Raw genomic sequence first — 13,596 nt, forward strand, 5'->3', positions numbered from 1 at the left:
GGTTAGGCCTGCAGATCGATGTTGTTTCCCAGGTTGGGCGGGTTGCTCGGCGCGCTGGTAGGTGCGACGGTCTGCATAAGACCGTCGATGTTCGCGGCCTGTAGTTCCAGAGTCTTGCGCAGCAACATAAGCGATGCCAATGCAGAGGCCTGTGTCGCTGCTTGGCTAGAGAGCTGGTTGCTCAGGGCGCTTAGTTCCATGGTGGCTTTCCTTTATCTGCTCGGTGTCTGCTGGCTGTCTCAAGCCGGCAAGTACACCCCTGTACCACCTAGTCCGCAATAGCCGCCTGGGTTCTTCGCCAAGTACTGCTGGTGGTAAGTCTCTGCGTAGTAGAAGGGCGGTGCTTCACGGACTTCTGTGGTGATTGGGCCGAAACCGGCTTTTGCCAGCTCAGCCTGGAACTGATCTCGGCTGGCTTGGGCGGCCGCGAGTTGGTCGGCGCCATAACAATAAATAGCCGAGCGGTATTGGCTGCCGGTGTCGTTGCCCTGGCGCATGCCCTGGGTCGGGTTGTGCGCCTCCCAGAATACTTTCAGTAAGGCGGCGTAGCTGGTGAGCTGCGGGTCGAATACCACCAGCACGACTTCGGTATGGCCGGTCAGCCCAGAGCAGGTTTCATCATAGGTGGGGTTGGGGGTATGGCCGCCGGCATAGCCAACAGCGGTGCTCCATACGCCAGGTTGCTGCCAGAAGCGTCGCTCAGCACCCCAGAAACAGCCCATAGCAAATACCGCCTGGGCAAAACCTGCGGGGAACGGTGCTTGCAATGCATTGCCGTTGACGAAATGTGTGGCGGCAACCTGCATGGCTGCGGCTCGCCCTGGCAGCGCCTGCTCGGCTGTGGGCAGTTCGAGTTTGTGGGCGAGAATTTGCGAGCGCAGAACCATGAGCTATTTCCTCAGCAGAAGCATGTGTGCAATGGACAAGCAAAGTACGGGCTTGTTACAGCTGGCTCAGCCGCGCTTTGGATAGCGCTTCAGGGTTTCCAGCAAATCGCGCCCTGGAATAGGCCTGTCGAATAGATAACCCTGGCCGATATCGCAGCGATGGCGACGCAGAAAGTTCAGTTGTGCAATGGTTTCGACCCCCTCGGCTACCACCTTGAGCTTCAGGTTGTGGGCCATGGCGATGACCGCCGAGGTGATTTCCATGTCGTCCTGATTCTGCGGGATATCCTTGATAAAGCTGCGATCAATCTTGATTACATCGATGGGGAATTTTTTCAGGTAGCTGAGCGACGAGTAACCGGTGCCGAAGTCATCCATAGCCAACGTCAGGCCTAGGCTCTTTAGGCTGCTGAGCTGCTGGTGGGTATTCCCGGTGGCGTCTAGCAGGAGGCTTTCGGTTAGCTCCAGTTCCAGCAGCGCCGGATCGAGTTGTTCTTCATGCAGGATGGTGGCGATTTCCCTGACCAGGTCGGGGTCGGAGAACTGTTTAGGTGACAGGTTGATGGCCATCTGCAGCTGGTTGCGGTCGAGCGCGATTAGCTGTTTGCTCATGCGGCAGGCCTGACGTGTGACCCATTTGCCGATCGGGATGATTAGGCCGGTTTCTTCCGCCACGCTAATGAATTTATCCGGGCTGATCATGCCCTTTTGGGGGTGGTTCCAGCGCAGCAGTGCCTCCAGGCCGAGTAACTGGCCGCTCTTCAGGCATAGCTTGGGCTGATAGAACACTTCCAGTTCGTTTTGCATCAGCGCTCTGCGCAGGTTGTTCTCGACGAACAGCTTGTCGTGCGCCTCGGCGTTCAGGGTGTCGGTAAATATCTGTAGCTGGTTTTTGCCGTTGGCCTTGGCTTTGTGCAGCGCCAGGCCTGTGTGTTTCATCAGGGTTTGCGGGTCGTCACCATGTTCGGGCGCGCAGCTCAGGCCAATGGAACCGGTGACACTGATCAGTTGATTGTCGACGAACAGTGGCTTTTCTATGGTGCGCAGCAGTTTTTGAGCCACCAATTCGCTAGCGGCCTGGCTGTTTTCGAGTAGTACCGCGAATTCGTTACTGGCAAAGCGTGCCAGAACGCTGTTGGCCGGCAGGCTGTTGCGCAAGCGGCGGGCGAGGCTGGCCAGCAATTTGTCGCCGGTCTGATGGCCGAGGCTGTCATTGATCCGTTTGAAGTTATCAATGTCTACCAGCAGCAAGCTGATCGGTTGGTCTGGGCGTGCGCTGAAATATCTTTCCAGTGAGCGGATAAAAGCGTAACGGTTGTCCAGCCCCGTGAGGTTGTCGCGAAAGGCGAGGCGCTCAATATGTTGTTGCGTCTGTTTTTTACTGGTGACGTCTTCGTAAATACCGATGTAGTGGGTCAGACTGCCGTCTTCAGCGTACACCTTGGATAGCGACAGCTGCCCCCAGTAAGGCTCAAGGTTCTTACGACGACTCTTGAATTCGCCTTGCCAGCTGTTCAGCTCGGAGAGGTTGGCACGAGTGTCAAATAATAAGTCGCTGAGATTTTCCAGGGCGGGTATTTCTGCCAGACGCCGGCCCTTTACTTCATCTGCACTGTACAGGGTGATGGCGGTGAAGCTGGGGTTGACGTACTCCACGATGCCGTCGCGGTCGAGCAGAATAAAAGCACTAGAACTTTGCTCGACAGCGCGTTGGAATAGGCGCAGAGCATCAGTCGCGGTGCGGTGTTTGTGTTGGGTCAGTACCTGGGCGTATAGCTCGGCTAGTTCGCTGGCAAAGGCAATTTCGTCGGCCTGCCAGGTGCGGGGTAGGCCGTTATGTTCTAGGCACAACATGCCGACCACGTCACCGTCGATGCGGATGCTGGCATTGAGTATTGAGGTGACCCCCATCGGTTCCAGATAGCTGCTGGCTAACTCGCAGGTGCGTGGGTCCCGATGGGCGTTGTGCGCGTCAACAACGTTGCCGCTGTGCAGGGCTTGTAAGTACGCAGGGTACGCGCTGACATTGATATCGCTTTGCTCGACATGCTGATTCAGGTCGTTTTGGTATAGCGCTACCGAGTGCAGCAGGTTTCCGTTGAGCGTCCAGATACCTGAGCGGTAGGTGTCATAAAATTCACAGGCGCTCTTGCTGATTAGCTCAGCCGCTTCGCGCAGCGGGTTGCTGTCGCTGTAGTGATGGCGTGCCAGTGAAGTAAGCAGTTGTTGCTGTGTTTGCGAACGTTGCTGCTGTTCTTGCCGTGTTGTCTGGGGAAGGCTGGAGAGGGAGGGCGGTTGAAGCGCAGCAGCGTCCTGCTCACTTAGTACCCGCAGGTAGCCGCGTAGTAGCTGCCGGCCATGCTGTTGGTAGCTCTCGCCTAGCTCCATTAGGTTCAAGCTGCCGTGTGGGCTATGCAGGCGATACTGCACACAGTAATGCTTCTGTTGGACAATTTGCTGCTGGATGGCGTCGTGCAATTGATAGCGCGCATTAGGCTCCATCAGGCTTGCGTAGGGTGCGTCGAGCAGCGAGCAAAGTTGATCAGCCGCTAGGCCAATTTGTTGCTCGCAGTTCGAGTCGAGGTACAGCAAGGTCCAGCTCGCTTCATTCAAGCGCTCGAAACGCAGTAAGCCAAGGCGCGAGGGCGCTGGCAACTGCGTCACAACCTCGGCCGCTAAACGACTTGCGGCATCAGGATGGCTTTTCATTCGGTGGCAGGCTTCCAGTATGCTGATCGGGGCGGCAATCTACCTACATCACTTATTCCGTCGGTAAGGGTGCATCATGCAATTGCGACTGACAAGAGAACTAATATTCGCAGTGTTGTTGAGTGGCGGTGTTGTCACTACGCCGCTACTTGCTGCCGAGCCTGAAAGTCGCTTGAGCAGCGCTGAACAGGGCAATTATTTGCTTGAGCTCAAGCGCCTTTATCTGACTCAAGATGAGCGTCAGGCATTGCTGGCGCACTGCAATGATCTGCTGAAAACATATGCCTTGCGCGCGGCCTATCAGGTTGGGCAAGCCCGGCGACAGGACTTGTTGTATCAGCTAAGTCAGGGGCGTGTCGGAGAGCTATTGCTGCGTGAAGAGACTCGCGGTCAACAGGGTACCGATATTGCTGTGCGCAATCAGCGCGTCCCTGTGTTCGGGGTCGACCCGTTCGTGCGCTATGAGTGCCCGAGCAGCGGCATCAGTTGCGTGTTGCGTAATCCAAGTGATGGTAGCCCGCTACTGACCATCGTGCGTGATCACAAGGGGGCTGCCGAGTTGGCCAAGGCCATGAGCTTTCTCATTCGTAATATGCAAAAAGGCTGATTGGCTACTCGTCTGGCGGCCTTGGCGGAGCGTTGGGTTTGCCCAATAAAAAATCCGATACCAGAGCGCTGGTATCGGATTTTTTATGAGCCGGTAAAGCTGAAGTGCTTAAGCGAGCCGCACTCAGCCGTACTTAAGGCTGGTATTACTCGTCGAGGAACGAGCGCAGGTGCTCGCTTCGCGTCGGGTGGCGCAGCTTGCGTAGCGCCTTGGCTTCGATCTGGCGAATCCGCTCGCGGGTAACGTCGAACTGCTTACCGACTTCCTCAAGGGTGTGGTCGGTATTCATGTCGATGCCGAAGCGCATGCGCAGTACCTTGGCTTCACGGGCAGTGAGGCCAGAGAGTACTTCGCGAGTTGCTTCTTTCAGGCTCTCAACGGTGGCGACATCGATTGGCGACTGCATAGTCGAGTCTTCGATGAAGTCGCCCAGATGGGAGTCTTCGTCATCACCGATTGGGGTTTCCATGGAGATCGGCTCTTTAGCGATCTTCAATACCTTGCGGATTTTGTCCTCAGGCATTTCCATGCGTTCGCCCAGCTCTTCCGGGGTCGGTTCGCGACCCATTTCCTGCAACATCTGCCGGGAAATACGGTTGAGCTTGTTGATCGTCTCGATCATGTGCACCGGAATACGGATGGTGCGGGCCTGGTCGGCGATCGAGCGAGTGATCGCCTGACGGATCCACCAGGTGGCATAAGTCGAGAATTTGTAGCCGCGACGGTATTCGAACTTGTCTACCGCTTTCATCAAGCCGATGTTGCCTTCCTGGATCAGATCGAGGAACTGCAGGCCACGGTTGGTGTACTTCTTGGCGATCGAGATCACCAGGCGCAAGTTCGCTTCAACCATCTCTTTCTTCGCGCGGCGGGCCTTGGCCTCACCGATCGACATGCGGCGGTTGATGTCTTTGATCTCGGCCAGAGTCAGATCGCACTCGGCCTCCAAGGCGGACAGCTTTTGCTGGCAGCGCTGAATGTCGCCTTGCAAGTTACCAATGGCTTCTGCGTACTTGGCTTTACCTTTGGCTAGGCCAGCAGCCCAGTCAGCGTCGACTTCATTGCCTGGGAACAGGCGCAGGAAGTCGGCACGCGGCATGCGCGCATCACGAACGCAAAGCTGCATGATGGCGCGTTCTTGAGCACGTAGGCGCTCCAGAGCACCGCGTACATGCACGACTAATGCTTCGTACTGCTTAGGCACCAGCTTGATCGGCATGAACAGCTCAGCCATTTCTTTCAGCGCAGCAATGCCTTGCTTACTGGAGCGGCCGTGCTTTTTCAGGGCTTTCTTGGCGAGATCCAGAGCTTCGCTGATCGCGGTGAAGCGGCGCAGGGCCTCTTCAGGGTCCGGACCGCCGTCGCCTTCTTCTTCCTCTTCGTCGTCGCTGTCATCAGCGTCGTCGTCACTGTCATCGGCGGCGTCGCCGTCTTTGGCAGGAACAGGCGCAGCTGCTTCGGCTGGAACGATGCCGTCGTCCGGGTCGATATAGCCATTGAGGACTTCGACCAGGCGACCGCCTTCGGTTGTGACACGAGTGTACTCGGCAAGAATGCTGTCGACAGTGCCCGGGAAATGGGCGATAGCGCCCATTACCTCACGGATGCCTTCTTCGATGCGTTTGGCGATTTCGATCTCGCCTTCGCGGGTCAGCAATTCCACGGTACCCATTTCACGCATATACATGCGCACGGGGTCCGTTGTGCGGCCGATATCGGTCTCAACCGCTGCCAGCGCCGCAGCAGCTTCTTCAGCTGCTGCCTCGTCGGTATCGGCGTCGGCCAACATAAGGGCGTCCGCATCCGGAGCACTCTCGTGTACGGGGATCCCCATGTCGTTGATCATGCGGATGATGTCTTCCACCTGTTCCGGATCAGAAATATCTTCCGGCAGGTGGTCGTTGACCTCTGCGTAAGTCAGATACTTCTGCTCACGACCCAGGGTGATCAACTCTTTGATACGAGACTGCTGTTGCGCTTTTACGGACATAACACCCTATCCACTGAAGGTCTTGGCGGGCAAAAACAAGCCGCGGATTATACCCGAGTAACTGCCCTAAGCGCCAGTTGGGCTCGGGAATACTGGTGATGCATTACGGCTAAGCAAGTCACGCAGCTGATCTTTCTCTTCTGCGCTTAGCTCACTTTGACGGGCTTTGCGCAGCAAATGTTCCAAGCTGCGCTCGCGTTGGCGGGCGACAAGGCTAGTTATAGTGTCGAAAAACTGTTGTTCAAGGTTATCGGCTGAAATTAACCATTCCTTTTCTGCTAAGGCGCGTAGTAGGCGGCCTTGCTCGGTGCCGTGCCAGCGCGCAATCAGTTGCAGTGAGCGCAGGTTGGGCGCTTTTTGCAGGGCGCCAAGCAGTGCGACCAGTAGTTGCGCGTAGGTGTCGTCTTCGGCGGCGAAGTGGCTAACATCTTCGACTTTCTGCGCCAGCTGTGGGTGGTGCAGTAGGGTCCGCAGGGCGCTCAGGTGCGGTGATTCAACACTGATTGCGGTGCGTGGTGCGCGTGGCGCGAAGTCATTCTGGCCTTTTTTGTTCCACTGTTTCCCGCCGCCGTCTTTTTTCCAGTTGCCTTTGCTCTTGCCGTTATTGCGCTCGAATGCTGGTGCGGGGCTGGGGTTTTCGTATTCGTTGCGACTGGGTTCGACATCGTAATAGGCGCTGTCGGGGATGTCTGGGTAATCCGGGTAGTCGCTGGGCGGTGGGGTGTTGTGATTGGGCTGGTTGCTGTGTGCGGGCTGGGGCGTCGGCTGCAAGGCTTCGCCGGACAGGCCGGTAATCTCGCTCAGGCGTTGACGCATCAGGGTGCGCAGGTTGTTGCCGGGAATCTTGTCGATCAGCGGTGCGGCCAGGGTCATCAGGTGCGCTTTGCCTTCCAGGGAGCGTGGGTCGGCTTCTTCGCTGAGTTGTTGGAAGAAGTAGTCGGCCAGTGGCTGGGCATGCTGATTGATACGTGCGCGGAAAGCGTCGGTGCCTTCGCTGCGGACTAGGGTGTCTGGGTCTTCGCCGTCGGGCAGGAACAAAAAGCGCGCGCGGCGGCCGTCTTGCAAGCTCGGCAGGGTGGCTTCTAGGGCGCGCCAGGCGGCGTTACGACCGGCGGCATCACCATCGAAGCAGAACAATACGCTCGGTACGACGCGAAACAGGCGCTTGAGGTGTTCTTCGCTGGTGGCAGTGCCGAGGGTGGCGACGGCGTTGCGCAGGCCTTGTTGGGCGAGGGCGATGACGTCCATATAGCCTTCGACCACCATGATCTCGTCGAGGTCGCGATTGTGTTTGCGTGCCTCGAACAGCCCGTACAGTTCCTGGCCCTTGTGAAACACCGGTGTTTCCGGGGAGTTTAGGTATTTGGGCTTTTCGTCGCCCAGCACGCGGCCGCCGAAGGCGATCACCCGGCCGCGGCTGTCGCGGATGGGGAACATGATGCGGTCGCGAAAGCGGTCGTAAGTGCGCTTGGTTTCGGCGTTTTCGATCAGTAGGCCGGCATCAATCATCGCCTTCTGCTGCAGGGCGTCGCCACCAAGCTGCTTAAGCAGGTTGTCCCAGCCGGGTGGGGCGAAGCCCATGCCGAAGTCGCGGGCGATCTCGCCGGACAGGCCGCGGCCTTTCAGGTAGTCAATCGCGGCTTTGCGTTGCGGGTGGCCTTTCAGTGCCTGCTTGTAGAATTCGGCGGCGGCGGTAAGCAGTGGGTAGAGCGGTGAGTCTGTAGGTTGGCGCGGCTTGTTGTTGCGGCTGCCTTCCTCGCGGGGCACTTCCATGCCGGCGCGCTTGGCCAGGTCCTCGATTGCCTGGGGGAAATCCAGTTGATCGTGGTCCATGACAAAGCCGAGGGCGTTACCGCCGGCCCCGCAGCCAAAGCAGTAGTAGAACTGTTTGTCTGGGCTAACGCTGAAAGAGGGGGTTTTCTCTTTGTGGAAAGGGCAGCAGGCAGTGTAGTTTTTCCCGGCTTTTTTTAACTGGATGCGCGAGGCCACCACGTCGACGATGTCGGTGCGGTTGAGCAAGTCATCGATAAAAGACTGTGGAATTAGGCCGGCCATAGGCGCTCAGAATACTGTTATGCCCTTTGGCAAAACAGCTATGGGCAAAAACTAAAAGACTCCGTCGTCACCCGGGGGTGGCGCGGAGTCTAAAAGCGAAACCCGGCCGTGGCCGGGTATCAGGCGCTGCTTGTAGCTAATCGTGCTGGCGAAAGCCGCGGCGATTAGTACAGGCGAACGCTGCGGCGCTGTTCGCGCTGCACTTTCTTGGCGTGACGCTTAACAGCGGCTGCTGCTTTACGCTTACGCTCGGAAGTCGGCTTTTCGTAGAATTCACGGCTGCGAACTTCAGCCAGAACACCGGCTTTTTCACAGGAGCGCTTGAAACGACGCAGAGCGACGTCGAAGGGTTCGTTCTCTTTAACTTTGACGGCTGGCATCCAGGGCGTACCTTCTTTATTACCGGGGGTTAACGTTCCTCCTGGCAGATGGCGCTGGAGAACGTAGGTTTTTAAGGGTTGCGGATGTTACCTCCTCATTGACGCGAATGCAAAGCCTCTGATCGAAAAGCGCTGGCCGGCTCGCGTCAGCGGCCATTATCATGCGCGCCTTCGAAGTTGCACACACTACTACAAGGCACTGCCCATGCTGGTTCTGGGATTGGAAACCTCTTGCGACGAAACCGGTGTCGCACTTTACGACAGTGAGCGCGGTTTGCTGGCTGATGCGCTGTTTAGTCAGATTGATTTGCATCGTGTTTATGGCGGTGTGGTGCCTGAGTTGGCGTCGCGCGATCACGTCAAGCGCATGCTGCCGCTGATTCGTCAGGTGCTTGAAGAGGCTGGCAAGAGCAAATCGGATATCGATGCTATTGCCTATACCGCAGGTCCCGGTCTGGTTGGTGCGTTGCTGGTGGGTGCCTCTTGTGCGCAGGCGCTGGCGTTTGCTTGGGGGGTTCCAGCACTGGGTGTGCATCACATGGAAGGTCACTTACTCGCGCCGATGCTGGAGGAAAAACCGCCGGCTTTTCCGTTCGTCGCATTGTTGGTGTCGGGTGGGCATACCCAGTTGGTTCGCGTCGATGGCATTGGCCAATATCAGTTGCTCGGCGAGTCTCTGGATGATGCCGCTGGCGAGGCATTCGACAAGACGGCCAAACTGATGGGGCTGCAGTATCCAGGCGGGCCGGAGATTGCCAAGTTGGCCCTGAGTGGTACCCCTGGTCGCTTCAAGTTTCCGAGGCCGATGACGGATCGCCCTGGCCTGGAGTTCAGCTTCAGTGGGCTGAAGACCTTTACCCTGAACACTTGGCAGCAATGTCAGGCGGCGGGTGACAATTCCGAGCAGACCCGTTGCGACATCGCTCTGGCGTTCCAGCAGGCGGTAGTCGACACCCTCACCATTAAGTGCAAACGTGCCCTCAAGCAAACTGGGTTGAATAACCTGGTCATCGCCGGTGGTGTGAGCGCCAACCGCGCGTTGCGCGAGTCGCTGGAAAAAATGCTCGGCGAGTTGAATGGTGCGGTGTTCTATGCGCGTCCGGCGTTCTGTACCGACAACGGTGCAATGATTGCCTATGCCGGTTGCCAGCGTTTGCTGGTTGGGCAGCATGAAGATTTGTCGATCAAGGTGCAGGCGCGCTGGCCGATGGAGCAATTGCCAGCGCTGTAAGCGCTGCGTAATCAGCCAGGTTCATGTTACTGATTTAGAAATGCCGTTCACTACCGGCGAACAGATCGCGTAAATTGCCGCGATGGCGCCAAACGATAAGCCCGGTCAGAACGCAAACGGGCATCAGCGCGGCGGGTTGTTGCCAGGCCAATAGAGGTAGAGTCAGGGGCGTGGCAATCAAGGCGGCTAGCGAGCTGGTGCGGGTCAGGGTGAAGGTCAGCAACCACGCAGCGACGGCCAGCAAGGCGGCTGGTGGGTACAGGCCGAGGAGCATACCGGCCGCCGTTGCAACGCCTTTACCACCACGGAATTTGAAATACAGCGGGTACAGGTGGCCGATAACGGCTGCCAGGCCGACCCAGGCTTGTTCTTGCAGGCTGAACTGAGCCAGTTTCGCCAGTAGTACCGGCAACAGGCCTTTGAACAGGTCGCCGATAAGCGTCAGGATGGCCAGGCGTTTGCCTGCCAGTCTGAGCATGTTGGTGGCACCGGGATTACCCGAGCCGCTGGCGCGCGGGTCTGGTCCGCCGGTTAAGCGGCTGAGCAGAATAGCGAAGGACAATGAACCGAGCAGGTAGGCGAGGATCGCCAACAACCAAAACATGGTAGCCATTCCGGGGCCAATGAGCCCTGATTCTAACTAGGTGCGACAGCCTTGTCGTGCCACGGAGAGCGTGCTTGGACATAGTTTTTATCGAGGGCCTGGAAGTCGACACGGTGATTGGGGCCTACGACTGGGAACGCACCATTCGTCAGTGTTTGCGTCTTGATCTGTATCTGGGCTGGGATAACCGCCCCGCTGCGGCCGCTGATGAGCTGGACAAGGCGCTGGATTATGCCCGTGTATCACAGCGCATTCAGGCATTTGCCAGCGAGGCGCAGTTCATCCTGGTGGAAACCTTCGCTGAGCGCCTGGCACAACTGCTGATGAGTGAGTTTCAGATTCCCTGGGTACGGCTCAAACTGACCAAGCCTGGCGCTGTGCCGGCGGCCAGCGGTGGGGTTGGTGTGGAGATCGAGCGCGGATGTCTCTAACGCCAGTGTTGTTAGGGTTGGGCAGCAATATTGGCCGTGAAGCGCACCTGCGTGCCGGCCTGGATGCCCTTGCTGGCCTGCTCAGTGAGATGCGTTGTTCGCCGGTATTCGAGAGCCAGGCGGTCGGCATCAAGAGCGGAGCATTTTTCAATCTGGTGGTGGCCGGCTACAGCGAGTTACCTCTGGGTGAGTTAGACCGTCGACTGAAGTTTATCGAGGCCGATAACGGTCGTTATGCGCCGGAGCGCATCGGTCTGCCGTTGGATATCGATGTGCTGCTGTATGGCGATCTGGTCGGCAACTTCGACGGCCTGATTTTGCCGCGTGCAGAAATTCTGAAAAATGCCTTTGTCCTGTGGCCGCTGTCCTTGTTGGTGCCGGATGCGCTGCATCCCGCGCAGCAGCGCAGCTTTGCCGAGCTATGGCAGGCGGCGCAGATTGAGCAGCAGCTATGGCCTGTGGCGTTCAGTTGGCGCGATCAGTCGCTGACGCCGTTGGCGTTGATTCAGGCGCATCCGGCTTCTGCGTGAAGTTTGCCTGACTCGGGTCGACCTCAGGTGCGGGCGACTCTGCGCCCTTGCCAGCCATTCCCGAATACTCGTCCTTGATTTGCGCCCACAAAGAAGCGGGCCTGTAGCCCGCTTCTATATAGAGGTGACGCTTTGGCTTATTTAAGCCACTCGGCGACGCGCTCTGGGTTTTTGCTGACCCAGTCTTTGGCGGCCTCTTCTGGCTTAGCGCCTTCGCGGATGGCGAGCATAACGGCACCGACTTCTTCACCACTCCAGGAGAATTTCTTCAGGAAAGCTGCGGCTTCTGGGGCTTTGCTGTTGATGCTTGGGTTGGCCACGGTGTCGACATGCTCGTCATCGCCGAAGACTTTTTTCGGGTCTTCGAGGAAACGCAGTTTCCACTTGGCGAACATCCAGTGTGGGATCCAGCCGGTGACAACAATCGGCTTCTGCGATTTTTCAGCGCGGGTCAGGGCGGTAGCCATGGCCGGGCCGGAGCTTGGCATCAGTTTGATGTCGCTCAGGTCGTACTTGGTGATGGCTTCTTCGGCGCGGCGCATTACGCCTGCACCGGCGTCGATACCGGTGATTTTGCCGTCAAAATCCTTGGCGTAGGTTTGCAGGTCAGCGATGCTTTTGGCTTGCACGTAGTCAGGCACGATCAGGCCGATTTTTGCGCCGGCGTAGTTGGTGCCGAGCACTTCGACTTTGTCTTTAAGCTTTTCAAAGTACTCGCCGTGGGTCGCTGGCAGCCAGGCAGAGAGGGTGGCGTCGAGGTCACCACGGGCTACGCCTTGCCACATGATGGCGGGTTCAACGGGCTTCAGTTCGACGCTGTAGCCGAGCTTGCTTTGCAGTACTTCACCGGCAACAAAGGAGGCCGCGACGCTGTCGTCCCAGCCGTTTACGTAACCGATCTTCAGGGTTGGTTTGTCAGCCGCCATGGCTGTGCTCATACCGAGCGCCAGGGCGGCAACGCCGAGGCAGAGGGTTTTCAATGTGCGCATTAGATGCTCCGTCAGTTGAGTGGCAGTTCAGGTGTAGTGCGGGCTCGTTCTGATTGCGGGCCTAACTGTTGTCTCCGTGTATCTACGCGGGTAACAACCTTTGCGATGACCGACAGGCGCTGTTGATCGTCGGTTCGCGGCTAATGCCTCTCCCTTGGCGCGGCCAAGCGGCCGGGTGTGTTATGAGGAGAGGCGTTCAGCCCCGCCGGTGTGGCGGGGCTGAAACGGGTAGGGCTTAAAGGCCCAAGTATTTTTTCATTGCAGCAACACCGTCCTGGCCGTCATAGGTGGTCACGCCGGCCAGCCACTGATCGAGGATCGCCGGGTTGGCTTTGATCCAGTCTTTGGCAACGTCGGTCGGGTCCTGTTTTTCCAGAACCTTTTCCATCAGTTGGCTTTCGATCGCGACGCTGAACTGCAGGTTGTTCAGCATTTTGCCGACGTTGGCGCAGCGTGCTTCGTAATCAGGCGGTACTACGGTGTAGACCTTGGCTGCGCCGAAGTCCGGGCCAAAGACGTCATCGCCACCTTCCAGGTAGGTGATGTCGAACTGGGTGTTCATTGGGTGCGGTGCCCAGCCAAGGAATACCGCTGGCTCTTTCTTCCTTACAGCGCGTTGCAGCTGTACCAGCATGCCGGCTTCGCTTGATTCGACCATTTTGAAGTCGCCAAGGCCGAACTGGTTGCCTTTGATCATGCCTTCGATCAGCAGGTTGCCGTCGTTACCTGGCTCGATGGCGAAGATCTTGCCATGCAGCTGGTCTTTGAATTTGGCAATGTCGGCAAAGCTTTTCAGCCCGGCTTCAGCGGCGTAGGTCGGTACGGCGAGGGTGTACTTGGCCCCTTCGAGATTAGGCTTGGGCAGCACTTTAACGCCGCCATCCTTGGTGAAGGGTTCGATTACCGCATCCATCGACGGTGCCCAGTAACCGAGGAATACGTCGATCTGACCCTTCTGCACGCCGGTAAAGGCAATCGGCACCGAGGCCATGATTTTGCGCGTCTGGTAGCCAAGGCCTTCGCTTAGGGTCATGGCCACGCCGGTGGTGGCGGCGATGTCGGCCCAACCGATCTCGGCGAAGCGCACCATCTTGCAGCTTTCCGGCTCTTGCGCCCAAGCGCTCTGCAGCATGGCGGCGGACAGCAGGCCAATGCCTGCGAGCTGTTTAATCGTCTTCATCTG

The 13,596-nt window shown here is 57.8% G+C and carries 13 protein-coding genes; 4 read left to right on the forward strand and 9 right to left on the reverse strand.

Annotation, left to right across the window (positions count from 1 at the left end; translation table 11 throughout):
• Positions 1-2 precede the first annotated feature (2 nt).
• The 3 genes from VCA57_RS22770 to VCA57_RS22780 all read right to left on the reverse strand — a co-directional run bounded on the left by VCA57_RS22770 (position 3) and on the right by VCA57_RS22780 (position 3,596).
• Complete coding sequence (locus tag VCA57_RS22770) at positions 3-200, reverse strand: putative motility protein (RefSeq protein ID WP_411187923.1); 198 nt, start codon at positions 198-200, stop codon at positions 3-5.
• 39 nt (positions 201-239) lie between these two features.
• Entirely contained in the window at positions 240-887 is a 648-nt protein-coding gene (gene msrA / locus VCA57_RS22775) for a peptide-methionine (S)-S-oxide reductase MsrA (protein WP_411187925.1), read from the reverse strand.
• 66 nt (positions 888-953) lie between these two features.
• Positions 954-3,596 (reverse strand): putative bifunctional diguanylate cyclase/phosphodiesterase, encoded by a 2,643-nt coding sequence (locus tag VCA57_RS22780; RefSeq protein WP_411187927.1) that lies wholly within the window; start codon positions 3,594-3,596, stop codon positions 954-956.
• 76 nt (positions 3,597-3,672) lie between these two features.
• On the opposite strand from VCA57_RS22780, the gene VCA57_RS22785 reads away from it, so the two are divergent.
• The gene (locus VCA57_RS22785) at positions 3,673-4,203 is read left to right on the forward strand and encodes a hypothetical protein (RefSeq protein WP_411187929.1); all 531 of its coding nucleotides are present in this window, start codon (positions 3,673-3,675) and stop codon (positions 4,201-4,203) included.
• 145 nt (positions 4,204-4,348) lie between these two features.
• Here the strand turns inward: VCA57_RS22785 and rpoD are convergent, their stop codons facing one another.
• From rpoD to rpsU, 3 genes are all read right to left on the reverse strand, one after another.
• Positions 4,349-6,193 (reverse strand): RNA polymerase sigma factor RpoD, encoded by a 1,845-nt coding sequence (gene rpoD, locus VCA57_RS22790; protein WP_411187931.1) that lies wholly within the window; start codon positions 6,191-6,193, stop codon positions 4,349-4,351.
• Between the two features lie 66 nt (positions 6,194-6,259).
• Complete coding sequence (gene dnaG / locus VCA57_RS22795) at positions 6,260-8,248, reverse strand: DNA primase (protein ID WP_411187933.1); 1,989 nt, start codon at positions 8,246-8,248, stop codon at positions 6,260-6,262.
• A 164-nt stretch (positions 8,249-8,412) separates the two neighbouring features.
• Positions 8,413-8,628: a 30S ribosomal protein S21 gene (gene rpsU, locus VCA57_RS22800; RefSeq protein ID WP_003296736.1), complete on the reverse strand. Its 216-nt coding sequence runs from the start codon at positions 8,626-8,628 to the stop codon at positions 8,413-8,415.
• A gap of 205 nt (positions 8,629-8,833) precedes the next feature.
• Here rpsU and tsaD point away from each other — a divergent pair, with 205 nt between their 5' ends.
• Positions 8,834-9,859: a tRNA (adenosine(37)-N6)-threonylcarbamoyltransferase complex transferase subunit TsaD gene (gene tsaD, locus VCA57_RS22805; RefSeq protein WP_411187935.1), complete on the forward strand. Its 1,026-nt coding sequence runs from the start codon at positions 8,834-8,836 to the stop codon at positions 9,857-9,859.
• Positions 9,860-9,893: 34 nt separating this feature from the next.
• Here tsaD and plsY read toward each other — a convergent pair whose 3' ends face one another.
• Positions 9,894-10,463: a glycerol-3-phosphate 1-O-acyltransferase PlsY gene (gene plsY, locus VCA57_RS22810; RefSeq protein ID WP_411187937.1), complete on the reverse strand. Its 570-nt coding sequence runs from the start codon at positions 10,461-10,463 to the stop codon at positions 9,894-9,896.
• 74 nt (positions 10,464-10,537) lie between these two features.
• On the opposite strand from plsY, the gene folB reads away from it, so the two are divergent.
• On the forward strand, positions 10,538-10,894 hold the full coding sequence (gene folB, locus VCA57_RS22815; protein ID WP_411187939.1) for a dihydroneopterin aldolase: 357 nt from the start codon (positions 10,538-10,540) through the stop codon (positions 10,892-10,894).
• Entirely contained in the window at positions 10,885-11,424 is a 540-nt protein-coding gene (gene folK / locus VCA57_RS22820) for a 2-amino-4-hydroxy-6-hydroxymethyldihydropteridine diphosphokinase (RefSeq protein WP_411187941.1), read from the forward strand. The genes folB and folK overlap by 10 nt, the downstream gene beginning before the upstream one ends.
• A gap of 137 nt (positions 11,425-11,561) precedes the next feature.
• Here the strand turns inward: folK and VCA57_RS22825 are convergent, their stop codons facing one another.
• Positions 11,562-12,413, reverse strand: a complete 852-nt coding sequence (locus VCA57_RS22825) for a glycine betaine ABC transporter substrate-binding protein (protein WP_411187943.1) — start codon at positions 12,411-12,413, stop codon at positions 11,562-11,564.
• A 235-nt stretch (positions 12,414-12,648) separates the two neighbouring features.
• Positions 12,649-13,593: a choline ABC transporter substrate-binding protein gene (locus VCA57_RS22830; RefSeq protein WP_411187945.1), complete on the reverse strand. Its 945-nt coding sequence runs from the start codon at positions 13,591-13,593 to the stop codon at positions 12,649-12,651.
• Positions 13,594-13,596 lie beyond the last annotated feature (3 nt).

The organism is Pseudomonas sp., from assembly GCF_046581935.1.
In the GTDB taxonomy this organism is placed as follows: Bacteria; Pseudomonadota; Gammaproteobacteria; order Pseudomonadales; family Pseudomonadaceae; genus Aquipseudomonas.